Here is a 25,398-nt window from a genome sequence, read left to right on the forward strand (position 1 = left end):
TCGGCCCACCGGATCATCGGACCCACCGCGTCGAGTTCAGGAGTCAACAGCAATGGCCTTCTCCGTCCAAATGCCCGCCCTTGGTGAGAGTGTCACCGAGGGGACAGTCACCCGGTGGCTGAAGGAGGAAGGCGACACGGTCGAGGCCGACGAGCCCTTGCTGGAGGTCTCCACCGACAAGGTCGACACGGAGATCCCCGCCCCGGCATCGGGCGTGCTGACCAAGATCATCGCCCAGGAGGACGACGTCGTCGAGATCGGCGGCGAACTGGCGCTGATCGGTGAGGCCGGCGAGTCCGCGGGCGATTCCGGCGATTCGGGCTCGGACGATTCGGGCTCCGACGATTCGGGCTCCGACGATTCGGCGGGGGGCGACGAGCCCACCGCCGCCGGTGAACCCGACGAGGCTGCCGAAGCACCGTCGACCGAGGCCGACGCCCCCGCCGAGAAGCCCGCCGCCAACGGCGGCAGCGGCGCCTCCGGAACCGATGTGGTGATGCCCGCGCTGGGCGAGTCGGTCACCGAGGGCACCGTGACCAACTGGCTCAAGGCCGTCGGCGACGAGGTCGCCGAAGACGAACCGCTGCTGGAGGTCTCGACCGATAAGGTCGACACCGAGATCCCGTCACCGGTCGCCGGCACGCTGCTGGAGATCTTCGCGCAGGAGGATGACGTCGTCGAGGTCGGCGGCAAGCTCGCGGTGATCGGCGATGCCTCCGCGGCCACCTCCGCTCCCGAGCCGGAGCCGGAACCCGAGCCCGAGCCCGAGCCGGAACCCGTGAAGGAAGAGGCCGCGCCGACCCCGGCCAAGACGGAGGCCCAACCGGTCAAGGTCGAATCCGCTCCTCCCGCAGATGATTCCAACGATCTGCAGTCGACGCCGTATGTGACGCCTCTGGTGCGCAAGCTGGCCGCCGAGAACGACATCGACCTGTCGAGCCTCAAGGGCACCGGCGTCGGCGGTCGCATACGCAAGCAGGATGTGCTCGCCGCGGCCGAGGCCAAGAAGGCGCCGGCACCCGAGCCGCAGGCACCGGCCGCCCCCGCACCGGCAGCCGCTCCCGCCGCCGCGCCGAAGGCGTCCCCGGAGGTCAACCCCGACCTGGCGGCGCTGCGCGGCACCACCCAGAAGATCAACCGGATTCGGCAGATCACCGCGAAGAAGACCCGCGAGTCGCTGCAGACGAGCGCGCAGCTCACCCAGGTCTTCGAGGTCGACATGACCAAGATCGTGACGCTGCGCAAGGCCGCCAAGGATTCGTTCAAGGCGTCCGAGGGGGTCAACCTCACCTTCCTGCCGTTCATCGCGAAGGCCGTCGTCGAGTCGCTCAAGCTGCATCCGAACGTCAACGCCTCCATCGACGAGGACAAGAAGGAGATCACCTACTACGACAAGGTGCATCTCGGTATCGCCGTGGACACTCCACAGGGACTCCTGTCACCGGTGATCCACAACGCCGACGATCTCTCGATCGCCGGGCTGGCCCGCGCTATCGCCGACATCGCCTCACGCGCCCGCAGCAATGGCCTCAAGCCCGACGAGTTGGCCGGTGGCACGTTCACCATCACCAACATCGGTAGCCAGGGCGCCTTGTTCGACACCCCGATCCTGGTCCCGCCGCAGGCGGCGATGCTCGGCACCGGTGCGATCGTCAAGCGTCCGGTCGTCATCACCACCGACGGCTCGGAGTCGATCGCCGTGCGGTCGATGTCGTATCTGCCGCTGACCTACGATCACCGCCTCATCGACGGTGCCGACGCCGGTCGCTTCCTGACGACCATCAAGAAGCGACTCGAGGCCGGCGAGTTCGCCGCCGACCTCGGGCTCTAAGGCCACGATGCGGATTGCCCTCGCCGGAGCCTCGGGCCTGATCGGTTCGGCCCTGGCTCCGGCGCTGGAATCCGCCGGCCACACCGTCCGGCGACTGGTCCGGCGCGAGGCGTCCGAACCCGGCGAGTTCAGCTGGGACCCGGAATCGTTCGGGGTGCCGGACGAGGCCCTCGACGGCGTCGACGCGGTGATCAGTCTCGGCGGTGTCGGGATCGGCAACGGCCGGTGGAGCGGACGGTTCAAACAGGAGCTCCGCGACTCCCGGATCACCCCGACCCAGGTGATCGCCGAAGCCGTCCGCGACGCCGGCGTGCCGACCCTGATCTCCGCCAGCGCCACCGGTTTCTACGGTGACACCGGCGATCGGGTGGTCACCGAGGCCGACGACGCCGGCTCCGGATTCCTCGCCGAGCTGACCACCGACTGGGAGAAGGCCGCCACCGACAACGTCGGCACCGACACCCGTCTGGCGCTGTTACGCACGGCGCCCGTCCTCGCCCGCAACGGTGGCATCCTGTCGCGGTTGCGACCGCTGTTCAAGCTGGGGCTCGGTGGCACGATAGGCAATGGGCGACAGTACTTTTCGTGGATCTCACTGCTCGACGAGGTGCGTGCGATCACTTTCGTGCTCGAGTCGCAGATCAGCGGCCCGGTCAACCTGTGCGCGCCGTCGGCCGTGCATTTCGCCACCTTCGTCGACGCACTGGGTTCGTCCGTGCACCGTCCCACCCTGTTCGCGGTCCCGGCGTTCGCGGCGCGGGCGGTCGGCGGTGAGATGATCGAGGAAATGGTTCTGGCCTCCCAACGCGTTGCACCCGCTGTGCTGACCGATCACGACTTCGAATTCACCCACCCGACAATCGCCGCGGCCTTGGACTACGCCAATGGCCACTGATCTCACCCACCGATTAACACCGCCACACCGGACCACGCACATGGCCACTGATCTCGACGAGAAGTCCACCTCCCCCGCACCCGGCGACCGCCGGATATCGGTGCGGTCGGCGTCGACGCCGGTCGAGGTCCGCCACCTGGGTGTGCTCGGCTACCGCGAGGCCTACGACCTGCAGCACCGGCTGGCCGCCGAGCGCGCCGAGGGCACCCTCGATCACGATCTGCTGCTGGTCCTGGAGCACCCCTCGATCTACACCGCGGGTAAGCGCACGGAGGACTCCGATCGCCCGACCAACGGCGCCGAGGTGATCGACGTCGACCGCGGCGGCCGGATTACCTGGCACGGTCCGGGACAGCTCGTCGGCTACCCGATCGTCAAGCTCGCCGAACCCCTTGACGTCGTCGAGTACGTGCGCCGGTTGGAGGCCGCGTTGATGGCGGTGTGCGCCGGTCGCGGCGTCGCCACCACTCGGGTCGAGGGACGTTCCGGGGTTTGGGTGATCGACGGTCCCGACGTCACGCCGGCGCCGGGCCGAAGCCCCGAACGCAAACTCGGTCAGATCGGCATCCGGGTCGCGCGCGGTGTCGCGCTGCACGGGTTCGCACTCAACGTCGACCCCGATCTGAGCGCCTTCGACGCGATCGTCCCGTGCGGCATCGCCGACGCCGGGGTCACCTCGCTGTCGCGTGAGTCTTCTCACCCGGTCACCGTCGCCGCGATCACCGACGAGGTGATCACCGCGGTCCTCGACGCGATCGACCGGCCCACATCGTCGGCTGCAGACGGTGACGCTCGTACGCCGCGCGTAGGATCGGAGCAGTGACCGTGGCACCCGATACCCCCCAGTCCGCCTCCCCCGGCGTACCGCCCGAAGGCCGCAAACTGTTGCGCCTCGAGGTCCGCAACGCGCAGACCCCGATCGAACGCAAGCCGAGCTGGATCAAGACGCGGGCCACGATGGGCCCGGAGTACACCGAGCTCAAGGGGCTGGTGAAACGCGAAGGGCTGCACACGGTCTGCGAGGAAGCAGGCTGCCCCAACATCTTCGAATGCTGGGAGGACCGCGAGGCCACCTTCCTCATCGGCGGCGAGCAGTGCACCCGACGTTGCGACTTCTGCCAGATCGACACGGGTAAACCTGCCGAACTCGATCGTGACGAACCGCGCCGCATCGCCGAGAGCGTGCAGGCGATGGGTCTGCGGTATTCGACGATCACCGGTGTCGCGCGCGACGACCTGCCGGACGAGGGTGCGTGGCTCTACGCCGAGACGGTCCGGGCGATCCATCGGCTGAACCCGGGTACCGGCGTGGAGAACCTGATCCCCGATTTCCATGCGAAGCCCGATCTGCTCGACGAAGTCTTCGACGCCCGTCCCGAGGTGCTCGCACACAACCTGGAGACCGTGCCGCGAATCTTCAAGCGGATCCGGCCGGCGTTCCGCTACGAGCGGTCACTCGACGTCCTCACCCAGGCGCGTGACTTCGGTCTGGTCACCAAGTCCAACCTGATCCTCGGCATGGGCGAGACCCCCGAGGAGGTGCAGTCGGCGATCGTCGACCTGCACGAGGCAGGCTGCGACATCCTGACGATCACCCAGTACCTGCGTCCCTCGCCGCGGCATCATCCGGTCGAGCGGTGGGTCAAGCCGGAGGAGTTCGTCGATCACTCGGAGTTCGCCGAGGAGATCGGGTTCGCCGGGGTGATGGCCGGTCCGCTGGTCCGCTCGTCCTATCGCGCCGGACGGCTCTACGCGCAGGCGATGGCCCACCACGGCCGCACACTTTCCGATTCCCTCGCGCACCTCGCCGCCGAGGGTTCGGCCAGCCAGGAGGCCTCGTCGCTGATGACCCGACTGGCCCGCTGACGACTGTTCACCCCGAGTCGTGACCACGTGTCGATCGCGTCCGGTTCGGACGTATCCTGGAGGGCATGGCAAAGGCGCAGGCGGCGAGCAAAGAGGACAAGAAGGCCGCGAGGAAGGCCCGTAGGCAGGCAAGCAAGGAGCGCATCACGCAGCTCTGGCAGGCCTTCCAGATGCAGCGCAAGGAAGACAAACGGCTGATCCCGTACATGGTCGGCCTCTTCGTGCTGATCGTGGCGATCTTCGTGGTCATCGGCCTGCTGATCGGCTCTCCGTGGTTGTTGATCCCGCTCGGCGTCGTGCTCGGCATCCTCGCCGCCTTCCTGCTCTTCGGGCGACGCGTCCAGAAGACCGTGTACACCAAGGCCGAGGGCCAGCCCGGTGCGGCCGGATGGGCGCTGTCCAATATGCGCGGTCAGTGGCGAGTCCAGCAGGCCGTCACCGGCACCTCACATCTCGACGCCGTGCACCGGGTGATCGGCAAGCCGGGTGTGATCCTCGTCGGCGAGGGCTCCTCCGCCCGCGTGAAGACCCTTCTCGGACAAGAGAAGAAGAAGGTGGCCCGCGTCGTCGGTGATACCCCGATCTACGAGATCATGGTCGGCAACGACGACGGCCAGGTGCCGCTGTCCAAGCTCGAACGTCACCTGAACAAGCTGCCCGGCAACATCGATCGCAAGCGGATGGAAACCCTCGAGGGCCGCCTGTCGGCGCTCGGCAGCCGCCAGCCGGGCCCGGGTATGCCCAAGGGTCCGATCCCGGGCAACGCCAAGGTGCGCAGCATGCAGCGCACCGCGCGCCGTCGGGGCGCCTGAGCGTCCATCCGCCCCTCGATGGGCCCCGCAGTGAGTGATGACCGGATCGGCGCACCGATCCGGCAACTCCCGCGTCAGCGCGTGTGCACCATCGCCGTGCCGGTGGCGCGGTCGTGCAGGGCGCGGCCGTTGTAATCGTTCATGAGTGCGGGCACCAGGAACACGATCAGCACCTGACGCGCCAGAGCCCGGATCGGCCCGACCGACGCGATCGGCACGGCGCCGGCCACCTCGTCGGCCATCCGGTCGGGTCCGTGATCGACGCGGGCCACCCGGATCCCCACGGCGAACTGGCCGGGCGTGAATCCGAAGAGCGTCACCGAGACCACGCCGATGACGAACCAGACCGCGAGGACCGCCAGGCCGAGGTTGGGTGAACCGAAGCTCACGAACAGCAGGGCCAACCCGCCGCCGATCAGCCAGTCGATGAGCAGTGCGAGGGTGCGCGGCCAGCCCCCGACCAGGGAACCCGGCCCGCACTCGGGCAGCCCGAGATCGGCACCGCGGTACTCGAGATCGACGGGCCGGCTGGACTGTGGACCCGACAACCACGATCCGGTGGCGCGTCCCATCAGCAGATCACCTCCGCCGGTGACGTCGACGTGGCGATAGGACGGGAACAGAACTCCGGATCGTGCATGAGTCCCATGGTAGAGGCCTGATTGTGGGCCCGGCCGCCGCGCCCGATCCCGCCCGGGGTTGGTCCACGAGGGCAATGAGGGGGATCCCTTTCCCCCCGCGTGGTCGATACGGAATAGTTGCACTGGGTACGACGCCCCGACCGCCAGATCCGCGTAACACACGAGAAACATGGCTTTGACGTACGGGCAACGTCACGTCCATACGGTTCAGTCTGAGATCCGCTGTCGCCTCTCGAAAGCGGACCAGGCGTGTCAGGTCACGCTCACGCGGCCTGACCCCGACAACATGAAGGAGTCACCGCACGGTGTACAGCAGCAACGAAGAACTTCTCGAGGGCATCAAGTCGTCGGGTGTCGAGTACGTCGACATCCGCTTCTGCGACCTGCCCGGTGTGATGCAGCACTTCTCGATTCCCGCCTCGGCGTTCGACGAGTCGGTGTTCGAGGACGGTCTGGCGTTCGACGGATCGTCGGTCCGCGGCTTCCAGTCGATCGACGAGTCGGACATGATGCTGCTGCCCGACCCGGCCACCGCGCGGATCGACCCGTTCCGCAAGGCCAAGACGATGAACGTCAGCTTCTTCGTCCACGACCCGTTCACCCGCGAGGCCTACAGCCGCGACCCGCGCAACGTCGCCCGCAAGGCCGAGGACTACCTCGCCTCCACCGGCATCGCCGACACCTGCTTCTTCGGCGCCGAGGCCGAGTTCTACATCTTCGACTCGGTCGCCTTCGACTCGCAGATGAACGGCACCTTCTACGAGGTCGAGTCCGAATCGGGCTGGTGGAACTCCGGTTCGCCGACCGACCCGGACGGCAGCCCGAACCTCGGCTACAAGGTCCGCCCCAAGGGCGGGTACTTCCCGGTGGCCCCCTACGACCACTACGTCGACCTGCGCGACGAGATGTCGACCAACCTGACCAACGCGGGTTTCGAGCTCGAGCGCGGTCACCACGAGGTCGGCACCGGTGGCCAGGCCGAGATCAACTACAAGTTCAACACGTTGCTGCATGCGGCCGACGACGTTCTGCTGTTCAAGTACATCATCAAGAACACCGCATACGCCAACGGCAAGACGGTCACCTTCATGCCGAAGCCGCTCTTCGGTGACAACGGCTCGGGCATGCACGCCCACCAGTCGCTGTGGAAGGACGGCAAGCCGCTGTTCCACGACGAGGCAGGCTACGCGGGCCTGTCGGACCTGGCGCGTTACTACATCGGCGGCATCCTGCACCACGCCCCGTCGCTGCTGGCCTTTACCAACCCGACGGTGAACTCCTACAAGCGTCTGGTGCCCGGCTACGAGGCCCCGATCAACCTGGTCTACAGCCAGCGAAACCGCAGCGCGTGCGTGCGTATCCCGATCACCGGCAACAACCCGAAGGCCAAGCGCCTCGAGTTCCGTTGCCCGGACAGCTCGGGTAACCCGTACCTGGCCTTCGCGGCGATGATGATGGCCGGTCTCGACGGCATCAAGAACAAGATCGAGCCGCACGAGCCCGTCGACAAGGACCTCTACGAGCTCCCGCCGGAGGAGGCCAAGGGCATCCCGCAGGCCCCGACCTCGCTGTCGGCGGTCATCGACAAGCTCGAAGAGGATCACGAATACCTCACCGCCGGTGGCGTGTTCACCGAGGACCTCATCGAGACCTGGATCGCGCTCAAGCGCGAGAACGAGATCGAGCCGGTGCAGATCCGTCCGCATCCGTATGAGTTCGCGCTCTACTACGACTGCTGACGCGGACGGTCGGTGACCCGGCCGCATGCACGGAATCCAATGGCCCACCGGCATTGCCGGTGGGCCATTCGGCATCCGGATGCGAGAGAATCGTCAAAATCCCGGCCGTTACGTCAACTGTGTGTGAAGGATCCCACGCGGGACCTTTTCCTCTCACGCAATCACAGCGCAGGCCGTAACCTTTCCCACATGTCCCGTATGCTTTTTGTTGAAGATTTGGCTCCCGGTGATCGCATCAGCGTGGACGGCGTTACCGCTGTCGTGCGCAAGCAGGTCCCGCATGGAACCGACGAGCGCCTCGTCGAACTCGTCCACAGCTCCGATGATCGCGAGCAATTCGTTCTCAAGACCGGCTCAAAAGTCGAAGTTCTCTGACGAATTCGCCGGCGTTTCGCACACGCCGAGTTCTCCCACAGAACCACAGAACATGACGAGACCGTCTTAGGGTGAGGCCATGATCCGCATACTCATCCGCACGCTCGTGTATCTGATCTCGGCGGCCATCGGATTGTTGGTCGCCACCGCGGTGCTCGACGATATGACGATCCACTGGGCCGGATTTCTGCTCGCGCTGGTGATTTTTTCTGCGGCACAACTGATTCTGGGACCGTTCATCACCAAGTTCGTCGCCAAGAACGCCGAGGCGCTGCTCGGTGGAGTCGGGCTGGTGTCCACCTTCGTCGCCCTGCTGCTGACGCAGTTGCTCCCCGTCGGTGACGGCATCTCGATCACCGGCATCCCCACCTGGATCGCCGCCACCGTCATCGTGTGGCTGGTGACCGCGCTCGCGACTCTCGTCGTTCCCTTCTTGCTCGCCAAGGCCGGCATCCGCGAAGCCCGCGAGAACGCGTCCGACGCCAAGAACTGACCACCACTCACCCGCGGCCTCCGATCGGCGCAACGATCCCCAGTGGTTCGACGCGCCGAAGCCGTCGACGGGGCATCCAGGTTGCCCATGCGACCAGTGCCGCGCAGGCGAGGAGCACCGCGGCGCCGGTCCACGCCGCCGCCGACATCCCGCTCACATACGCGGCACGTGCCGCGTCCACCACTGTTGCGGCGTCGCCGGGCGGCAGCGAATGAGACTGGGCGACGGCACCGGCGAGACTGTCCGCCGCCGCCCCCGATCCTGCCGCGGAGGGGAACGCCGACCGATACACCACGCTCACGACACTACCGAGCACCGCGATACCGAGCGCGCCGCCGAGTTCGCTGGTGGTCTCCAAGAGTCCGGCCGTGGCACCTGCGCGTTCCGTCGGGGCGAGACCGACGACATGATCGGCCACCACCGACGTCGTCGCGACGATCCCCGACGCGAGCAGTGCCGATCCGACGAGCGCCGTGATCAAGGTGTGTGTTCCGGAGAACGCGAGCACCACATATCCCCCGACCCCCACGAGTAGCCCGCTGATCATCACCACGGGCCTTCCCATGCGTGCGGCGGCGCTCACCGCGACCGGCGCGGCGACGGCAACCGCCACCGTCGGCAGCACACTCCACACCGCGGCCCGCAGCGGACTGTAGCCGAGCACCGACTGCAGATACTGGGTGACGATCACCGAGTTGCCGAGCAGCGCGAACATGCACACCAGATTCGTCGTGACCGACACCGCGAACCGCCGTTGTGCCAGAAGCCCGAGATCGAGCATCGGTACCGTCAGACGCTGCTGGCGAACAACGAAGGCACACAATGCCACCACACCGACGACCAGCATCAGGCCACGCTGTGGTGACCAGCCGTTCGCGGCCAACTCCTTGAGCGCGTACACCGTCGGCAGCACACCGGCCAGCGCCAGCACCGCGCTGGGCAGGTCGACGTGCCGCCCGGCCACCGCCGTCGCCCCGGGAAGCACGAACGGCGCCACGATCAGCAGCAGCGCCATCACCGGCAGGTTGATCAGGAAAACCGATCCCCACCAGAAGTGCTCGAGGAGTAGTCCGGAGATGATGGGGCCGACGGCCACTCCGCCCGCCAGCACGGCATTCCAGGTCGCGATGGCCTTGGCCCGGCGCGCGTCGTCACCGTCGAAGACGTACTTGATGAGGGCCAGCGTGGTGGGCATGAGCGTGGCACCCGACATCGCCAGGACGGCGCGCGCACCGATGAGCATCGCCGGCGAAGAGGCTGTCGCCGCGAGGACGGAGGCGGCGCCGAATCCCGCTGCGCCCCACATCAACAGCCGTCGGTGCCCGACCCGATCGGCCACCGACCCCATGGTCAGCAGGAGCCCGGCGAGAACGAAGCCGTAGACATCGAAGATCCAGAGTTGTTGCACGGGAGAAGGATTGAGGTCGGCCGCGATGTAGGGCACGGCGAAGAACAGCACCGAGACATCCATCGAGACGATCAGCATCGGTAGGCAGAGGATCACCACCGACAGCCACGGGGAACGAGAGGTCATGAGAACAACTCCTTTCTGCGTATGACACATACTGTTTATGTCATATCCAGATGATAGGAGTTATCTGCGTACAGCACAAGCAATTAGTACGATGGAGGCATGCCCTCATCCGACGACGCGGACGTCGCCGCATCCCTCCCGAGATCGATCGCAGCGTTGTGGGGTCGTTCGGTTCCGACGACCAAACGCGGCCCGAGACCGGCGCTGACCGTCCGAGACATCGCCCGCGCCGCGGTGTCGGTCGCCGACGAACGGGGGTGGGAGGCGGTGTCGATGAAGGCCATCGCCGACGCCGTCGGGCTGAGCACCATGGCGTTGTATCGCTACGTCGACAGCAAGGCCGACATCATCGACCTGCTCGTCGACGAGGCATACGGCCCCGCCGACGACGCGCTGGGCACTCGCGGAACCTGGCGCGAGCGCATCGGCGAGTGGGCCATGACGGCTGCGGCGGACCTACGACGACGGCCCTGGCTCACCGAGATCCCGATGTCGCGGCCGCCGGTGGGCCCCAACGTCCTGTCCTGGACCGAGGCCGGCATCCGCTGCTTCGACGGCACAGCGCTCTCGGGTCAGCACAAGATGAACGCACTCCTGCTCGTCGACGGTTTCGTCCGTCAGACCCTCCGGCAGGCGACGCAGATGGGCCTGCTCGGCAGCGCCCGCCCGGAATCCCCGTCGGCGATGAGCTATGAGGAGATGGTCGTCCACCTCATCGACGACACCCACTATCCCGCGCTGCTCGGTGCGGTGGGCGACGCCCGGCTGACCGACGACAACGACGACTTCGTGACCGAGCAACTCGAATTCGGGCTCGAGGTGATTCTCGACGGACTGGCGCACACGATCGAGCGCGCGTGAGCCATCCACCAAACGATCAGTCGCGATCGGCCGCCAGGTCGGCGAAGAGCGCCTGATTGTGGCCGAACGCCCCGATCGCCTCGTCGACGAGACGGTCGACGCCCTCGGCATCGAGGGGCAGCGCGTCGAGGCTGTCCCGGTAGGAATCCTTGTAGCGCTTGAGCTTGTCGATGTCGAAGGCGTAGAAGGTCAGCGCGGCGTCGTCGACGCCGTAATGCTGACGCATCCGGTGCGCGACGACCTGTCCCCCGCTGAGGTCGCCGAGGTACCGCGTGTAGTGGTGGGCGACGTAGCGAGCCGGGTCGACCGCGGTGGCCTCGATCGCCGAAACATAGCCCACCACCGCCGGCGAAGGAGTGAGGGCATCGACGTCCACACCCAGGGCGGTGAGATCGGCCGTCAGCCGCGGGACCCGCCGTAGCCTCTCGTCACGGACCGCGTCGGCCACCGGGTCACCGGCGAGCCGATCCCCGACATCTTCCAGAGCGCGATAGACGAACAGCAGTTGCTGCGCCAGCCCGGCGTACGCATCGACATCGAGTCGGCCCGACATCAGGTCGTCGATAAACGGGGAACTCTCGGCCTGCTCATGTGCCACCGCGGTGGCCGCACGCAGCCGCGCGGACACCGTGGCCGGGGGGACCGTGGCGGGGGGATCGGAAATCGACGTCATGATGCACCTTTGATACCACCCTGGGCACGACGGAGGAAAGGTGTGGCAAACCTGATCACACCACCAGCCCCCGGCGCGGACGGTCAGGCGGCCACCAGGGTGACCACCACACCCCGATGGTCCGACCCCGACACCGAGAACGTCCGCACCGAGGTCGCAATGAACCCGCGCACGATCACGTGATCGATCGCCGCGAGAGGTCGGTCACCGAATCGATCGGTCGGGAAGGTCGGGCGCCATCCGGCCCCGGCCTGGGAGGTGGTGTCGGCGAATCCGTCGGTCAAGAGGTCTCGGTACTGCACGTGATCCCAGGTCGCGTTGACGTCGCCGGCCACGATCACCGGGCCGTCGGGTAAAGCCTGGAGTTGCGCTTTGAGCAGGCCCATGTCCTGCGCCCAGTCGCCGGCATGCCCGCTCAACGGCGCCGGCGTGTGCACCGCCAGCACTCTCGTCGACCGCGCGCCCGGGACCGGGGTACGTGCGGAGAGATTGTTGAGCACCATGTTGGGGATACGCTGCTCGTCGGTGAGTGGCCGACTGCTGAGCAGGACGGTGCCTGCGGCCTGCGGTCCCGGAATCGCGTACTCATACCGAAGTCGTTGTGCCAGCGCACTTTCGCGGACCCGGGCGAGTGCCTCCGGGGTGACCTCCTGCAAGGAGACGAGGTCGGCGTCCGCAGCGGCCGCCGCGACGTCGTCGACGTTGCCACCGCCGAACTGAAGATTGGCGGTGACCACGGTGAAACGGTCACCGGCGGGGGCGGTCTGGGACACCCAGAGCGGTCCTTGCGTGAAGCACAACACCGCGATCGCGACGACCGTCAGCGCCAGCGCCACCCACCGCCGAAGCACGAGGAAGAACACGAACGCCGCCACGCCGGTCACGATCGTCAGCGGGACCAGTGCGGTGGCGTAGATCGCATAGGTGCCACGGGAGGTGAAGAAGTGTAGAAAGTCGGCGACGCCGGTGGCCGCGAGCAGGATCCATCCGATGGTGATCGCGACGAAGGCAAGCAGTCTGCGCACTGCTAGGCCCCGAAGACCTTGCGCACCACGTTCTTTGCCCGGCGGGTCACCCGCAGGTAGTTCTCCAGGAACTCCGCCGCCTGATCCTCCGGCCATCCGGCCGCAAAAGCGATCTGCCGCAACTGCTTTCCGGGCGCCGGCAGTTGATCGACCGGTTTACCACGCACCAGGACCAGCGCGTTGCGGGCCTTGGTCGCGGTCAGCCATGCCTGTTTGAGGGTCGCGACGTCGTTCTCCCCCAGCAGTTCCGCAGAACCGATCGCGTCGAGGGTCTGCAGGGTCGAGGTGTTGTGCAGGGACGCGTATCGGTGGGCGTAGCGCAGCTGCATGAGCTGCACGGTCCACTCGACGTCGGCGAGTCCCCCGCGTCCCAGTTTGGTGTGGGTGGCCGGGTCGGCGCCTCGCGGCAGCCGTTCGGAGTCGACGCGGGCCTTGATCCGCCGGATCTCACGCACCGCCGCCGACGACACCCCGCCGGCCGGGTACCGGATTCGGTCGGCCATGTGCAGGAAGTCGATGCCGAGTTGATTGTCGCCGGCCACCTGATGGGCCCGCAGCAATGCCTGGATCTCCCACGGCTGGGCCCACTGCTCGTAGTACGCCTCGTACGCCGCCAGGGTGCGCACCACCGGCCCGTTGCGCCCCTCGGGACGCAGACCGGTGTCGACCACCAGGGGCGGATCCTGACTGGGCGAACCCAGCATCGACCGGACCCGTTCGGCAATGCCCTGCGCCCAGCGCACCGCGACCTGCTCGTCGGCGCCGGGTTTGGGCTGGCAGACAAACAGCACGTCGGCGTCGGAGCCGTAGCCCAGCTCCAGTCCGCCCAGACGCCCCATACCGATGACCGCGATGAGCGCCGGCGCCGCCGCGCCCCGTTCCGCTTCGGAGGCGTTGGTGGCAACGGTGAGCGCCGCGTTGAGGACCGCGGCCCAGATGCTCGACAAGGCATGGCAGACCTGCGGCACATCCATCATTCCCAGGACGTCGGCCGAGGCGATGCGGGCCAGTTCGGCACGGCGGTGCGACCGCGCCACGGCGACAGCCCGCTGCAGATCGGTCTGGCGCACCGCGGAGGCGACGAGGCCCTTGGCCACGTCCTCGGGGCGGGCCTCGCAGAGTTTGGGCCCGTTGGCCCCGTCGGAGTAGAGGTGGATGACCTCCGGCGAGCGCATCAGCAGATTCGCGATGAACTCGGAGGTCCCCAACACCTTCATCAGGCGTTCGGCGACCACACCGTCGTCGCGGAGCAGCCGCAGGAACCAGTCGTTGTCCATCTCCTCACAGAGCCGGCGGTAATTGAGCAGTCCGGCGTCCGGGTCCGGGGTGTCGCCGATGTGCTCGAGGAGCTGCGGCAGGATCAGCAACTGCACCTGACCGCGTCGCCCCGGCGCCGATGCGAGGGCCCGGATGTGGCTGAGCGCCCGCTCGGGCTGGGCGTAGCCCAGCGCGGCCAGACGCCGCTCGGCGGAGTTGTCGCTGAGCGTCAGTTCCTCGGGGTTGAAGCGGGTCGCGGCCTCCAACAGCGGCCGGTAGAAGAGTTTCTGGTGCAGCCGACGCACCCGCAGCGCCTGGTGTTTGATCTGGCGACGCAACACCGCCGTGGCGTCCAGGTCGCCTTCGCGTCGGATGTGGGCCGCGCGCGCGAGCCACCGCATGCTCTCGTCGTCGTCGAACTCGGGCAGCAGATGGGTCCGCGTCATCTTCTGCAGCTGGAGTCGATGTTCGAGGAGCCGCAGGAACTGGTACGACGCGATGAGGTTGGCCCCGTCGTCGCGTCCCACGTAGCCACCGGCGGTCAGCGCCTCGAGCGCGTCGACGGTGGCGCGGACGCGGAGGTTCTCGTTGACCCGGCCGTGCACCATCTGCAGCAGTTGCACGGCGAATTCGACGTCACGCAGGCTGCCGCTGCCCAGCTTCAGGTTGCGTTCTCGTTCGTCCTCGGGGACGAGTTCCTCCACGCGGCGACGCATCGCCTGCACCTCGTGCACGAAGTCCTCGCGTTCGGCCGCCTGCCAGACGAGCGGGTTGATCGCCTCGTAGTACGCGTTGGCCAGTTCCAGGTCGCCGGTCATCGGCCGGGCCTTGAGCTGGGCCTGGAACTCCCAGGTCTTGGCCCACCGGTCGTAATAGGCGATGTGTGATTCGAGCGTGCGGGTCAGTGCCCCGGCCTTGCCCTCCGGGCGCAGCGCCGCGTCGACCTCGAAGAACGCGAGCGATCCGACCCGCATCAGCTCACCGGCGATGCGGGCCGAGCGGCCGTCGGCGGGTTCGCTGACGAACACCACGTCGACGTCGCTGACGTAATTCAGTTCGCGCGCACCGCATTTGCCCATCGCAATGACTCCGAGCCGAACGGTCAACGGCGCGTCACCGCACACCTCTCGGATGGCCACCGCCAGTGCGGTGGTCAATGCCGCGTCGGCGAGATCGGCCAGGAACGCCCCGACCTCGGGGAACCACATCACCTGCTCGTCCTCGACGGTGGAGGCGACGTCGTGCGCGGCGAGCTGCAGGATCAGGTCACGGTAAGCCAGCCGCATCGCCACAACCGCCTTGGGCCCACTGAACCCGGCCCGAAAGACCTTGTTGCCCTTCTCCAGTTCACCGGGTTCGGCCACCGCGTCGACCGACGCCAGCATCGAGGAGTAGATCTCGTCGAGGCTCGGGAGCGTGTCGGAGATGAGCGTGCGCCACGACGACGACTCGGCGACGAGGTGATCGCCGAGGGCGTCGGAGGAACCGAGAATCCCGAAGAGCCGCCCTCGAAACCCCTTGTCCGCCCGCAGCAAGGTATCGATCTCATCCCAGTCGCCCGGCGCGGCGGCGGCACGGAGCCGGGTCAGCGCGCGCAGGGCCAGATCGGCGTCGGGCGCCCGCGACAGCGCCCACAGCAGATCGATCGACGTCTCCGAATCCCACCCCAACTCGGCCAGGTCGGCGGGCGCGGACGAGTTGAGCAGACCCAACCGCCCGGCGCTGGGGACGGCACCTCGACCGTGGAGCGATGTCACCCCACGAAAATAACGCCCCGCACGCCGGACACCGACGCCGGTCCCCCTTCAGCGTGTCTGCCGAACTGCGCGCCGGTTGCCCGATGTGCCGGGCGCACCGGCGTCACAGCGGCAGGTAATTCCTCAGTTCGAACGGTGTGACCAGGCTGCGGTAGTTGGTCCATTCGGTCCACTTGTTGCGCAGGAAGTACTCGAAGACGTGCTCGCCGAGGGCTTCGGCAACGAGTTCGGAGGACTCCATCGCCTGCAGCGCGTCGGCGAGGCTGCCGGGCAGTTCCTTGTATCCCATGGCGCGACGCTCCGCCGGGGTCAGCGCCCAGACGTCGTCCTCGGCCTCGTCGGGGAGTTCGTAATCCTCGGCGATGCCCTTGAGTCCGGCGGCGAGCAGGACCGCAAAGGTGAGGTAGGGGTTGCAGGCCGAGTCGGGGCTGCGCACCTCGACGCGCCGCGAGGACGCCTTGTTGGGGGTGTAAAGCGGCAGGCGGATGAGCGCCGACCGGTTGGCGCCGCCCCAGGTGGCCGCGGTGGGGGCCTCACCGCCGTGGATGAGGCGCTTGTAGCTGTTCACCCACTGATTGGTGACCGCGCTGATCTCGGCGGCGTGATGCAGGATGCCGGCGATGAACTTCTTGCCGGTGTCGGAGAGCTGCATCGGATCGTCGGGGTTGTGGAACGCGTTGGTCTCGCCCTCGAACAGGCTCATATGGGTGTGCATCGCCGAGCCCGGGTGATCGCTGAACGGCTTGGGCATGAACGTCGCCCAGGTGCCCTCGTCGATGGCGACCTCTTTGATGACGTAGCGGAAGGTCATCACGTTGTCGGCCATCGAGAGCGCGTCGGCGTAGCGCAGATCGATCTCCTGCTGCCCGGGTGCACCCTCGTGGTGGGAGAACTCCACCGAGATGCCCATCGATTCGAGCGCCTCGATGGCATGTCGACGGAAGTTGGGCGCCGCGTCGTGGACGGCCTGATCGAAGTAACCGCCCGAATCCGCCGGGGTGGGCACGCTGCCGTCCAGCGGCGCGTCCTTGAGGAGGAAGAACTCGATCTCGGGGTGGACGTAGCAACTGAATCCGAGATCGGCGGCCTTGTTCAACTGCCGGCGCAGCACGTGCCGGGAATCCGCCCAGCTCGGGGTGCCGTCGGGCATCGCGATGTCACAGAACATGCGTGCGGAGTGATGACGGCCGGCCGAGGTGGTCCAGGGCAGGATCTGGAAGGTCGACGGATCCGGCTTGGCGATGGTGTCGGCCTCCGACACCCGCGAGAACCCTTCGATGGCCGAGCCGTCGAACCCGATCCCTTCGGAGAACGCTCCCTCGAGCTCTGCCGGCGCGATCGCGACGGACTTGAGATATCCCAGAACGTCGGTGAACCATAGCCTCACGAATCGGATGTCGCGCTCTTCGAGGGTCCGGAGCACGAATTCCTTTTGGCGATCCATGACCGCCGACATTAGGGATGCCCTGTTAAATCCGTGTTACGTTCACAAGTCGAACGCAACATCCTGCAACTTTCGACATCTCGTCTCGCGATTCGGACGACTGTTCTCTCATCGTGGAACATGGCCCTGGGCGTCATGGACCACGGCCGGAAGCGACCCGCCCGGCCGACCAGCTCGTGATTCGCGCCGATCGCCGAGGCGCCGATGTGACCAAACCCATAGTCGACGGCATCCTGTGGGTGAACGTCGGGTGGGACAATGGGTTGTCCCACCCGCCCGGGTACCTGCCGACGCAGGACTCGAGGAAGAAAAGAGACAACGATGTCCGACGTTTCCATCTACGGTGCGTCCGCACCGGCCACTCCCGCAGATTCCGGCGCCGCACCCGCGCGCCGTCGAGTCACCCGCGTTCATCACCTCGCCCAGATGAAGGCCGAGGGCGAGAAATGGTCGATGCTCACCGCCTACGACTACTCCACCGCGCGAATCTTCGACGACGCCGAGATCCCGGTCCTGCTCGTCGGCGACTCGGCGGCCAACGTCGTCCTCGGTTACGACACCACGATCCCGGTCAGCACCGACGAACTCATCCCGCTGGCGCGCGCCGTGGTCCGTGGCGCACCGCATGCCCTCGTCGTCGCCGACCTCCCCTTCGGCAGCTACGAGGCCGGCCCGCAGCAAGCCCTCGAGACCGCGGTGCGCTTCTTCAAGGAGACCGGCTGCCACGCAGTCAAACTCGAGGGCGGCGAACGCGTCGCGGATCAGATCGCCACACTGACCGCCGCCGGCATCCCGGTGATGGCCCACATCGGGTTCACCCCGCAGAGCGTCAACGGACTCGGCGGTTTCCGCGTCCAGGGCCGCGGCGACGCCGCCGATCAGACCATCGCCGACGCCATCGCAGTACAGGAGGCCGGAGCCTTCGCCGTCGTCATGGAGATGGTCCCGGCCGATCTCGCCGGCCAGATCACCCGCAAGCTCACCATCCCCACCGTGGGTATCGGCGCGGGCAACGAGACCGACGCACAGGTCCTCGTCTGGCAGGACATGGCCGGGTTCACCCACGGCCGCACCGCCAGGTTCGTCAAGCGCTTCGCCGACGTCGGCGGTGAACTCCGTTCGGCCGCAGCCGAATACGCCGACGAGGTGCGCCGCGGAGTCTTCCCCGGCCCCGAGCACAGCTACTGAGTTCCCCGATACCACCATGACGATGCCCGCCGTGATCGGCGGGCATCGTCATGTCGCGTTCGGTGATCTTCGGGGATTTCTCAGCGGGTGGACAACCACTGACGCAGGCCGGGTTCGAGCGCAGGATTCTCCAGTAGATGCGGATGCAGTTGCGGCGCGTTGTTGGCCATGTGGACCAGCACGTGTCGAGGGGTCTGCGGGTCACGTGCCATCCGGACATCGCCCGGCAACGCGGCCGGAGCCGACGGTGCCGGCGTCGCATGCGGGACCGGAGCAGGAGCCGGGCGCGGTGCACCTGGCGACGCGGGAGGCGGGGGCGACGCGGGAGGCGGGGGCGGCGGCGGTGGCGGCGCGGCTCCGATGGGCGGCCCCGCCGTCGGCGCCGGGGCGGGCGGCATCTGACCGTACGGAGACACCGGCGGCATCATCCCCGGCTGCATCGAGCCGGGCGGCATCGCATTCGGTGACATCCCGTTGGGCGGCATCGAGTTCTGGTTTCCGAGTGCTTGCAGCTGCCGAAGTCGGCGGGCCACCATCTCCCGGTTCTGCCACAGCCACTTCCCCGCCGCGATTGCCGCGATCAGGACGATGATGCCAATGATGTAACCGATGCTCCCGGAGATGGAGTAGCTTCCGCCGCGGCGGCGGGCCAGGACGTCGACCGCTGCCGGTCCGGCCAGATGCATGTGTTCGATCATCGGCGACTGGTGGTCCTTTCCGCGCCTCGGTTCGCTTTCGCGCATCGCACGTTACGGCAGTCCGACGCCCACACCCGGTTCGTCCGCCCGGTTTCATCCGGTCGGACGAACTCACATCGCACCGTGATGTACGACCAGGACGTCGGTCGGCGCGCGATGGGTCGCACATCGATGCCCTAGGGTCGAGACATGCGCGAGTTCTATCCGGAGATCGAGCCCTATGCGTCGGGACATCTGGGCACCACGGACGGTCAGCAAATCTATTGGGAGACCTCCGGTAACCCGGACGGCAAGCCGGTGGTGTTCGTCCACGGTGGTCCGGGTGGCGGGACCGCGCCGGATCAACGCCGGTTCTTCGACCCGGCCAGGTACCGGATCGTGCTGTTCGATCAGCGCGGATGCGGAAAGTCGCGACCCCACATCGCCGACGGTGCCGACCTCGCCGTCAACACCACCCCCGGACTCATCGCCGACATGGAGGCGTTGCGCGAGCACCTGGGCATCGACCGCTGGCAGGTCTTCGGCGGCTCGTGGGGCTCCACACTGGGCCTGGCCTACGCCCAAACCCATCCCGATCGCGTCACCGAACTCGTCCTGCGTGGCATCTTCCTGCTGCGCCGCAGCGAGATCGACTGGTACTACAACGGCGGCGCCGCCCACATCTACCCCGACGAGTGGGAGTCCTACCTCGCCCCGATCCCGGAGACCGAACGCGACGGCGATCTCGTCGCCGCATATCACCGACTGCTCGCCTCCGAGGATCGGAGCATCGCGGCGACCGCCGCGCGGGCCTGGACCGGATGGGAACAGGCGACGAGTTACCTGGTACCCAAGCCGGCGGAGGCGGCCGCGGCCAAAGAGGACGCCGGCCCGCGGTTCGACATCGCCTTCGCCGCCATCGAGAACCACTACTTTGTGCACCACGGTTTCCTCGACGACGGACAACTGCTGCGCGACATCGATCGCATCGCCGACATCCCGGCCGTGATCGTGCAGGGTCGTTACGACGTGGTGTGCCCCATGCGCAGTGCGTGGGATCTACACCGGGCGTGGCCGTCGGCGACGCTGCACATCGTCGACGACGCCGGACATGCCTCCTTTGAACCGGGGATTCGTCATCATCTGATCGAGGCGACGGACGGCTTCGCCGATCGCTGAGCCTGCGACGGCCACCACGATCCACCGCATAGACTTCGGATATATCTGTTTTCTCGACAGGAGGACCCGTGGCCGCTGAGCAGGTCGAAGTTGAGCTGAAGTTCGATGTCGAGGCCGGCATCGTCGCCCCGGATCTGCGGGCTCTGCCGGGAGTGGTGAGTGCACGCACACCCGAGACCTTCACCCTCGACGCCACCTACTTCGACACCGACAACCTCGATCTGGCGGGCAACCGGATCACCATGCGCCGCCGCACCGGCGGGCACGACAGTGGGTGGCATCTCAAGCGGCCCACCGACATTCCCGGTGCCCGCAAGGAACTGCGGATCGGATTCGACGAGGCCCCCGCCGACGGTGACATCCCCGACGCACTGATGCTCCCGGTGCTCGCCCTCACCCGCCACCGCAGCCTCATCCCGGTCGCGGTCATCTCGACCACCCGCACCATCACCACGCTGCTCGGCGTCGACGACGTCGAACTCGCGGAGTTCGCCGAGGATCACGTCACCGCCCGGTCACTGCTGCCCGGCGGCGACATCCAGCAGTGGTCGGAGTGGGAGTTCGAACTCCTCGCCGGCGGCACCCCACGACTACTGAAGGCCGCCCACAAGCACCTCCGCGCGGCGGGTGCACACGAGCCGTCGAGTGCGTCGAAACTCGCGCGGGCGATCGGCTCCACCCCGGTCCACTCCGAGCCGCGGCTCGGAAAGCGCCCCACCGCACTGGAACTGGTCGTCACCGACCTCGCGATTCATCGCAACGCGTTGATCGCCTACGATCCCGAGGTGCGTGTCGACGCCTCCGACGCGGTCCACCAGATGCGGGTGGCCACCCGCCGCATCCGCAGCATCCTCAGCGGATTCCCCACCGTGCTCGACCCGGACCGCACCGGCCATCTCAACGACGAATTGCAGCTGCTCGCACGCATTCTGGGCGAGGCCCGGGACTCTGAGGTCCAACTGGAGATCGACACGAACCTGCTGCGTGGGCTCGAACCGTCCGAAACCCTGGCGGCCGCACTCACCGATACCGAATCGGCCATCCACGATCGGGCGATCCGGGCCGCCCACGCCGCGATGAACTCCCAGCGGTACTTCACACTCCTCGACGACATCGACGCCCTGATCACCGACCCGCCGGCCGGCCCGGACGCCGACATACCCGCATCGTCGGCAGTCGGTGCCGCGATTGCCAAGAACCGCAAGAAGATTCGGAAGGCGCAGGCCGAGTTGGCCTCGCTCACCGAGGGTTCGCACGAATGGGAGGAGCAACTGCACGTGATCCGCAAGCGGGCCAAGAAGCTGCGCTATGCCACCGATGCCGGAGAACCGCTGCAGATCAAGAAGTATCAAAAGGTTGCCGCTGTCGCGAAGAAGATCCAGTCGGCACTCGGCGATTACAACGACACCCGCATCAACCGCGCCCGGCTGAGCGAGATCGTCGACACCACCACCACGCTCAGCGGGCGGGACATGTTCCTCCTGGGCCGGATCGACACGCTCCAGGAGGCCGCGGGCGAACGTGCCCTGGCCGCGTATCGCACGGCCGCGAAAGCGCTGTAGCGCAACGACTCCGCGTCAGACGACCGGCGCGAACCCGACGGTGCGGCGCGTCGGATCGGCGGTGGTGAGCCGCACCGTGATGCGCGTGGCCTGCGGCGGCGTACCGTCGCAGCGCGCCATCACGGCCGGGTCGTCGATGAAGATGCGCGCAGGCTTCTTCGCTTCCGCGGCGGACAGCACGACCGCATCGAATCGGTCACCGACGCGGTCGGCGAGCACCATCGCCTCGGCCAGGTCGATGCTCTCCCGGTCGGCGGCCGAGCCGAGGGCGTCGGCCGACCGCAGCACCTTGGGCAGGGCGGGGAGCGCGCGGATCACCCAGTCGGGCACCGGTTTTCCGGCGGTGACCGCCAGGCACACCTCGGTCGCAAACCGGTCCCCGAGGCGGCGGAGCGGAGCGGTGACGTGTGCGTAGACCCCGCCGATCGCCGCGTGCACCATGGACTCCGGGGCCGCGTCGGTCGTTTCGGATCCGGTCAGGGCGAGGTATCCCGACCCGCGCATGAGTCCGCCCGCGTGGGACATGAGCGCGAGGGTCGTCGGCTCGTCGGGCGGCAGCGACGCCAGGAATTCGCCCGGAGTCGCCTCCGACGGCCACGGAACACGCAGGGCCGCGGCGGTGGCACGAAGGTCGGTGACCGATTCGGCCGGTGCGGGCGGCAGGGTGCGCAGCAATCCCACGCCGTGGGCGGCCATGATCTGTCCGGCGCTCATCCCCGTCAACAGTGAGACCTGTGAGTTCCACATGTCCGCCGCGGTGTGCGGAGCGAGCCGCAGACTCCACCCGGCGGCGTCGCGCACCACTTCCTGATCGGGCAGGTCGAGTTCGATCGCACCGCGCGACAACGCAACCCGACGGCGCAGCTCGCCGAATCGCGGCAGGTCGACGATGGAGGGATGCAGCGCCCCTGCGGCGGCGTCGGCGGTGACCTGCTCGTAGTCGAGTCGGGCCACCGACCGCACGGTCGCGCGTCGGACGTCGACATCGGTGACCTCACCCGCTCCGGCCACCGCGATGGTCCACAGCACTGCCGGCCGCGTCACCTCCGGCAGCAGCGAACCACTGCCCTCCGACAACACCCGTGGGTGCAGCGGCACCGATCGGTCCGGAAAGTAGATCGTGGAGCCGCGGCGGCGGCTTTCCTGATCGAGCGCCCCCTCCGGCTCGATCAGGGCCGCGACGTCGGCGATCGCGTAGCGGACGACGAAGCCGTCACCGACGGCCTCGATGTGGACCGCCTGATCGAGATCCATCGAGCCGGGAGGATCGATCGTGACGAAGGGGATATGCGTGTCGTCGGTGCGTTCGTCGGCGTGCCGGTCGACCGCGTTCTCCGCCTCGTCGAGTGCGGCCTCGCCGTAATCCTCGGAGACACCCAGTTCGCCGCGGATCGCGTCGAAATCGATATCCGGCGCGGAGAATCTGCGTTGCACTCCCCGACCCTAACCGCGGCGCCGCGCCGGTTCCACGGAATCCGGCGTACGCCATCTCGTTGACGACGCTGCCTCCCTCGTTGCCGGCGCTCTCGTGTTCGGCGACAGCACCTATCAGTCCCCGATTGCGCCCGGCGTATCCTGTACGGGCGAACGAGTCGGCCGGGCGGCCGCGGCGCATGGGACGACCAGTCACTGGAAACGCCAGGCGCCGAGGAAAGTCCGGACTCCACAGAGCAGGGTGGTTGTCAACGGCAACCCGGGGTGACCCGCGGGACAGTGCCACAGAGAACAGACCGCCGACCGCGAGGTCGGTAAGGGTGAAACGGTGCGGTAAGAGCGCACCAGCGATGCGGGTGACCGCGTCGGCTCGGTAAACCCCACCCGGAGCAAGGCCGAAGCACGGACCGCAGGGTGCGTGTGCGCGGGTGTTACGAGGGCTGCTCGCCCCAGCCCGCGGGTGGGCCGCTTGAGGTACCCGGCGACGGAGTGCCCAGATGGATGGTCGCCGCCGACCTATGGTCGGAACAGGATCCGGCTTACACGCCGACTCGTTCGCCCTTCCCCGAGCCGCCGCTGCGCCGATTCTGGGCGCCGTCAACGACATGGCGAGCGCCGTCGACAACATGGCGAGCGCCGTCAGTGCAGAACCGAGCGCCGTGAGTGCAGAACCGAGCGCCGTCAGCGCAGATGGGCGGTCTCGTTGACCGACCGCACAACCGCACCACCGTCCGGGAAGAACTCCGTCACCGACACCGACGCGAGGTCGAGGTGCAATCGGAAGAGCAACTGTGGGCCGACGTCGAGCGCATGCCGCAGCAGTGACTTGATCGGCGTCACGTGCGACACCACCACCACGGTCTGACCGGGGAACTGTCCGAGTAGCCGTTCTTTGGCGGCGATGACACGCTCGGCGGTCTGGGTGAAACTCTCGCCCCCCGGTGCGGGCACCGACGGATCGCCGAGCCACCGCGCGTGGATCTCCGGGTCACGGGCCTTGGCCTCGGAGAACGTCAGGCCCTCCCACGTGCCGAAGTCGTTCTCGACGAAGCCCTCGTCGACGATGACCTCACCGCCGACGCGATCGACGATGGCCTGCGCGGTCGCCCGCGTCCGCTCCAGCGGCGAACTGATGACAGCGGCCACCTCGGATTCCAGCGCGATGCGTTCGGCGGCACCGGCGGCCTGGGCGACGCCCAGCCCGGTCAGTGCCGGATTACCCCGCCCCGAGTAGCGGCGCTCAACCGACAACGGCGTCTGTCCATGCCGCACCAGCACCAGGCGGGTGGGTGCGGCCATCTGTCCCTGCCAGGAGGGAGCGCTCACCGGCCGGGTGCTCACAGACCGGATTCGTGGGTACGGATGAGGATCGCACCGCACTCCTCACACCGGATCACCTCGTCGGGATCGGCGGCACCGATCGCCGACAACGTGCCGCGGTCGAGCTCCATCCGACAGGCACCACAGCGCCGCGCCCGCAGCAGACCGGCACCGACCTTGCCCGCGGCCCGCTGGCGGTCATAGATCGGCATCAGTTCGGCGGGCACCTCGGCACCGATGTCGGCGCGCCGGGCGTCGAGGGCCTCCCGATCGGCGGTCACCGTGGCGAGCGCCTCCTCGCGCCGACCCTGCAGGGCCGCGAGCTCGGTCTCGAGATGCGCCACGGTCGCCGAGGCGCGCTCCTGCTCCGCGACCACGGCCTCCTGCCGTTCCATCAGCTCCAGCAGATCGTCCTCGAGCACCTGCCGGCGACGTCCGAGTCCGGTCAGCTCGTGTTGCAACTCCGAGAGCGCCTTGGGGGCGAGGCCTCCGGCGGTCAACAACGCCGAATCCTTCTGCTCCCGATCCCGCATACCGGTGATCTCGCTGTCCATCTTGCGATAGTCCCGATCGAGGTCCTCGGCGGAGATCTCCGCGCGCACCAGATCGTCGCGGGCGGCGTCGATGCCGCGCGTCGCCTCGGCGATCTCGGCATCCTCGGGCAGATTGCGGGCGCGGTGGTCGAGCCTCGCCAGTCCGGCGTCGACATCGGCCAACTCGAGCAGGAGTCGTTGCCGGGCGGCATCGACCTTCATCGGGTGTCTCCTTGTGTCATGGAAGTTGTGTCATGGACGTTGTGTCATGGATGCGGTGTGTCATGGATGCGGCGTGTCAT

General features: G+C 67.6%; 22 protein-coding genes and 1 other RNA gene. 13 read left to right on the forward strand and 10 right to left on the reverse strand.

Annotation, left to right across the window (positions count from 1 at the left end):
- Nucleotides 1–52 precede the first annotated feature (52 nt).
- The 5 genes from sucB to ACWDPV_RS15630 all read left to right on the forward strand — a co-directional run bounded on the left by sucB (nt 53) and on the right by ACWDPV_RS15630 (nt 5,404).
- Nucleotides 53–1,831, forward strand: coding sequence for a 2-oxoglutarate dehydrogenase, E2 component, dihydrolipoamide succinyltransferase (sucB, locus tag ACWDPV_RS15610; protein ID WP_449743733.1), 1,779 nt, complete (start codon nt 53–55; stop codon nt 1,829–1,831).
- A 7-nt stretch (nt 1,832–1,838) separates the two neighbouring features.
- Nucleotides 1,839–2,726 (forward strand): TIGR01777 family oxidoreductase, encoded by an 888-nt coding sequence (locus ACWDPV_RS15615; RefSeq protein WP_449743734.1) that lies wholly within the window; start codon nt 1,839–1,841, stop codon nt 2,724–2,726.
- Between the two features lie 40 nt (nt 2,727–2,766).
- Nucleotides 2,767–3,549, forward strand: coding sequence for a lipoyl(octanoyl) transferase LipB (gene lipB / locus ACWDPV_RS15620; protein WP_449743735.1), 783 nt, complete (start codon nt 2,767–2,769; stop codon nt 3,547–3,549).
- Nucleotides 3,546–4,592 carry a lipoyl synthase gene (gene lipA, locus ACWDPV_RS15625; protein ID WP_449743736.1) on the forward strand — a complete coding sequence of 349 codons (1,047 nt, stop codon included), beginning with the start codon at nt 3,546–3,548 and terminating at the stop codon, nt 4,590–4,592. The genes lipB and lipA overlap by 4 nt, the downstream gene beginning before the upstream one ends.
- A 65-nt stretch (nt 4,593–4,657) precedes the next feature.
- Complete coding sequence (locus ACWDPV_RS15630; protein ID WP_449743737.1) at nt 4,658–5,404, forward strand: DUF4191 domain-containing protein; 747 nt, start codon at nt 4,658–4,660, stop codon at nt 5,402–5,404.
- Nucleotides 5,405–5,478: 74 nt separating this feature from the next.
- Here the strand turns inward: ACWDPV_RS15630 and ACWDPV_RS15635 are convergent, their stop codons facing one another.
- The gene (locus ACWDPV_RS15635) at nt 5,479–5,976 is read right to left on the reverse strand and encodes an RDD family protein (protein ID WP_449743738.1); all 498 of its coding nucleotides are present in this window, start codon (nt 5,974–5,976) and stop codon (nt 5,479–5,481) included.
- A gap of 374 nt (nt 5,977–6,350) precedes the next feature.
- On the opposite strand from ACWDPV_RS15635, the gene glnA (ACWDPV_RS15640) reads away from it, so the two are divergent.
- From glnA (ACWDPV_RS15640) to ACWDPV_RS15650, 3 genes are all read left to right on the forward strand, one after another.
- Nucleotides 6,351–7,784: a type I glutamate--ammonia ligase gene (gene glnA, locus ACWDPV_RS15640; RefSeq protein ID WP_348804145.1), complete on the forward strand. Its 1,434-nt coding sequence runs from the start codon at nt 6,351–6,353 to the stop codon at nt 7,782–7,784.
- A gap of 189 nt (nt 7,785–7,973) precedes the next feature.
- Nucleotides 7,974–8,159: a hypothetical protein gene (locus ACWDPV_RS15645; RefSeq protein WP_348804146.1), complete on the forward strand. Its 186-nt coding sequence runs from the start codon at nt 7,974–7,976 to the stop codon at nt 8,157–8,159.
- A gap of 79 nt (nt 8,160–8,238) precedes the next feature.
- Complete coding sequence (locus ACWDPV_RS15650) at nt 8,239–8,652, forward strand: hypothetical protein (protein ID WP_449743739.1); 414 nt, start codon at nt 8,239–8,241, stop codon at nt 8,650–8,652.
- Nucleotides 8,653–8,659: 7 nt separating this feature from the next.
- Here the strand turns inward: ACWDPV_RS15650 and ACWDPV_RS15655 are convergent, their stop codons facing one another.
- A complete protein-coding gene (locus ACWDPV_RS15655) occupies nt 8,660–10,186 on the reverse strand; it encodes an MFS transporter (protein WP_449743740.1) in 1,527 nt (508 codons plus the stop codon).
- Nucleotides 10,187–10,285: 99 nt separating this feature from the next.
- Between ACWDPV_RS15655 and ACWDPV_RS15660 the strand changes: the two genes are divergently transcribed.
- Nucleotides 10,286–11,047, forward strand: coding sequence for a TetR/AcrR family transcriptional regulator (locus tag ACWDPV_RS15660; protein ID WP_449743741.1), 762 nt, complete (start codon nt 10,286–10,288; stop codon nt 11,045–11,047).
- Nucleotides 11,048–11,063: 16 nt separating this feature from the next.
- Here the strand turns inward: ACWDPV_RS15660 and ACWDPV_RS15665 are convergent, their stop codons facing one another.
- The 4 genes from ACWDPV_RS15665 to glnA (ACWDPV_RS15680) form a co-directional block, all read right to left on the reverse strand.
- A complete protein-coding gene (locus tag ACWDPV_RS15665) occupies nt 11,064–11,720 on the reverse strand; it encodes a biliverdin-producing heme oxygenase (protein WP_449743742.1) in 657 nt (218 codons plus the stop codon).
- An 83-nt stretch (nt 11,721–11,803) separates the two neighbouring features.
- Nucleotides 11,804–12,745, reverse strand: coding sequence for an endonuclease/exonuclease/phosphatase family protein (locus ACWDPV_RS15670; RefSeq protein ID WP_449743743.1), 942 nt, complete (start codon nt 12,743–12,745; stop codon nt 11,804–11,806).
- Nucleotides 12,746–12,747: 2 nt separating this feature from the next.
- Nucleotides 12,748–15,759: a bifunctional [glutamine synthetase] adenylyltransferase/[glutamine synthetase]-adenylyl-L-tyrosine phosphorylase gene (locus ACWDPV_RS15675; protein WP_449743744.1), complete on the reverse strand. Its 3,012-nt coding sequence runs from the start codon at nt 15,757–15,759 to the stop codon at nt 12,748–12,750.
- A gap of 103 nt (nt 15,760–15,862) precedes the next feature.
- A complete protein-coding gene (gene glnA / locus ACWDPV_RS15680) occupies nt 15,863–17,203 on the reverse strand; it encodes a type I glutamate--ammonia ligase (RefSeq protein WP_449743745.1) in 1,341 nt (446 codons plus the stop codon).
- 321 nt (nt 17,204–17,524) lie between these two features.
- Here glnA (ACWDPV_RS15680) and panB point away from each other — a divergent pair, with 321 nt between their 5' ends.
- A complete protein-coding gene (gene panB, locus ACWDPV_RS15685) occupies nt 17,525–18,391 on the forward strand; it encodes a 3-methyl-2-oxobutanoate hydroxymethyltransferase (protein WP_449743746.1) in 867 nt (288 codons plus the stop codon).
- A gap of 80 nt (nt 18,392–18,471) precedes the next feature.
- On the opposite strand, the gene ACWDPV_RS15690 is transcribed toward panB, so the two are convergent.
- Complete coding sequence (locus ACWDPV_RS15690) at nt 18,472–19,089, reverse strand: variant leucine-rich repeat-containing protein (protein WP_449743747.1); 618 nt, start codon at nt 19,087–19,089, stop codon at nt 18,472–18,474.
- A 189-nt stretch (nt 19,090–19,278) separates the two neighbouring features.
- Between ACWDPV_RS15690 and pip the strand changes: the two genes are divergently transcribed.
- Complete coding sequence (pip, locus tag ACWDPV_RS15695) at nt 19,279–20,247, forward strand: prolyl aminopeptidase (protein WP_449743748.1); 969 nt, start codon at nt 19,279–19,281, stop codon at nt 20,245–20,247.
- 68 nt (nt 20,248–20,315) lie between these two features.
- Entirely contained in the window at nt 20,316–21,809 is a 1,494-nt protein-coding gene (locus ACWDPV_RS15700) for a CYTH and CHAD domain-containing protein (RefSeq protein WP_449743749.1), read from the forward strand.
- Nucleotides 21,810–21,824: 15 nt separating this feature from the next.
- Here the strand turns inward: ACWDPV_RS15700 and ACWDPV_RS15705 are convergent, their stop codons facing one another.
- Nucleotides 21,825–23,243 (reverse strand): RNB domain-containing ribonuclease, encoded by a 1,419-nt coding sequence (locus ACWDPV_RS15705; RefSeq protein ID WP_348804158.1) that lies wholly within the window; start codon nt 23,241–23,243, stop codon nt 21,825–21,827.
- Between the two features lie 154 nt (nt 23,244–23,397).
- Between ACWDPV_RS15705 and rnpB the strand changes: the two genes are divergently transcribed.
- Nucleotides 23,398–23,801, forward strand: an RNA gene (gene rnpB / locus ACWDPV_RS15710) — RNase P RNA component class A.
- Nucleotides 23,802–23,924: 123 nt separating this feature from the next.
- On the opposite strand, the gene ACWDPV_RS15715 is transcribed toward rnpB, so the two are convergent.
- Both ACWDPV_RS15715 and ACWDPV_RS15720 read right to left on the reverse strand, forming a co-directional pair.
- A complete protein-coding gene (locus tag ACWDPV_RS15715; RefSeq protein ID WP_449743882.1) occupies nt 23,925–24,542 on the reverse strand; it encodes a histidine phosphatase family protein in 618 nt (205 codons plus the stop codon).
- Between the two features lie 38 nt (nt 24,543–24,580).
- Nucleotides 24,581–25,318: a zinc ribbon domain-containing protein gene (locus ACWDPV_RS15720; RefSeq protein ID WP_449743750.1), complete on the reverse strand. Its 738-nt coding sequence runs from the start codon at nt 25,316–25,318 to the stop codon at nt 24,581–24,583.
- Nucleotides 25,319–25,398 lie beyond the last annotated feature (80 nt).

The organism is Gordonia sp. NPDC003504, assembly GCF_053587995.1.

Coding starts and splice junctions, on each gene's coding strand:
- sucB (WP_449743733.1), top strand. CDS start 53: ATGGCCTTCTCCGTCCAAATGCCCGCCCTTGGTGAGAGTGTCACCGAG.
- ACWDPV_RS15615 (WP_449743734.1), top strand. CDS start 1,839: ATGCGGATTGCCCTCGCCGGAGCCTCGGGCCTGATCGGTTCGGCCCTG.
- lipB (WP_449743735.1), top strand. CDS start 2,767: ATGGCCACTGATCTCGACGAGAAGTCCACCTCCCCCGCACCCGGCGAC.
- ACWDPV_RS15630 (WP_449743737.1), top strand. CDS start 4,658: ATGGCAAAGGCGCAGGCGGCGAGCAAAGAGGACAAGAAGGCCGCGAGG.
- ACWDPV_RS15635 (WP_449743738.1), bottom strand. CDS start 5,976: ATGGGACGCGCCACCGGATCGTGGTTGTCGGGTCCACAGTCCAGCCGG.
- ACWDPV_RS15645 (WP_348804146.1), top strand. CDS start 7,974: ATGTCCCGTATGCTTTTTGTTGAAGATTTGGCTCCCGGTGATCGCATC.
- ACWDPV_RS15650 (WP_449743739.1), top strand. CDS start 8,239: ATGATCCGCATACTCATCCGCACGCTCGTGTATCTGATCTCGGCGGCC.
- ACWDPV_RS15655 (WP_449743740.1), bottom strand. CDS start 10,186: ATGACCTCTCGTTCCCCGTGGCTGTCGGTGGTGATCCTCTGCCTACCG.
- ACWDPV_RS15660 (WP_449743741.1), top strand. CDS start 10,286: ATGCCCTCATCCGACGACGCGGACGTCGCCGCATCCCTCCCGAGATCG.
- ACWDPV_RS15665 (WP_449743742.1), bottom strand. CDS start 11,720: ATGACGTCGATTTCCGATCCCCCCGCCACGGTCCCCCCGGCCACGGTG.
- glnA (WP_449743745.1), bottom strand. CDS start 17,203: ATGGATCGCCAAAAGGAATTCGTGCTCCGGACCCTCGAAGAGCGCGAC.
- panB (WP_449743746.1), top strand. CDS start 17,525: ATGTCCGACGTTTCCATCTACGGTGCGTCCGCACCGGCCACTCCCGCA.
- ACWDPV_RS15690 (WP_449743747.1), bottom strand. CDS start 19,089: ATGATCGAACACATGCATCTGGCCGGACCGGCAGCGGTCGACGTCCTG.
- pip (WP_449743748.1), top strand. CDS start 19,279: ATGCGCGAGTTCTATCCGGAGATCGAGCCCTATGCGTCGGGACATCTG.
- ACWDPV_RS15715 (WP_449743882.1), bottom strand. CDS start 24,542: ATGGCCGCACCCACCCGCCTGGTGCTGGTGCGGCATGGACAGACGCCG.
- ACWDPV_RS15720 (WP_449743750.1), bottom strand. CDS start 25,318: ATGAAGGTCGATGCCGCCCGGCAACGACTCCTGCTCGAGTTGGCCGAT.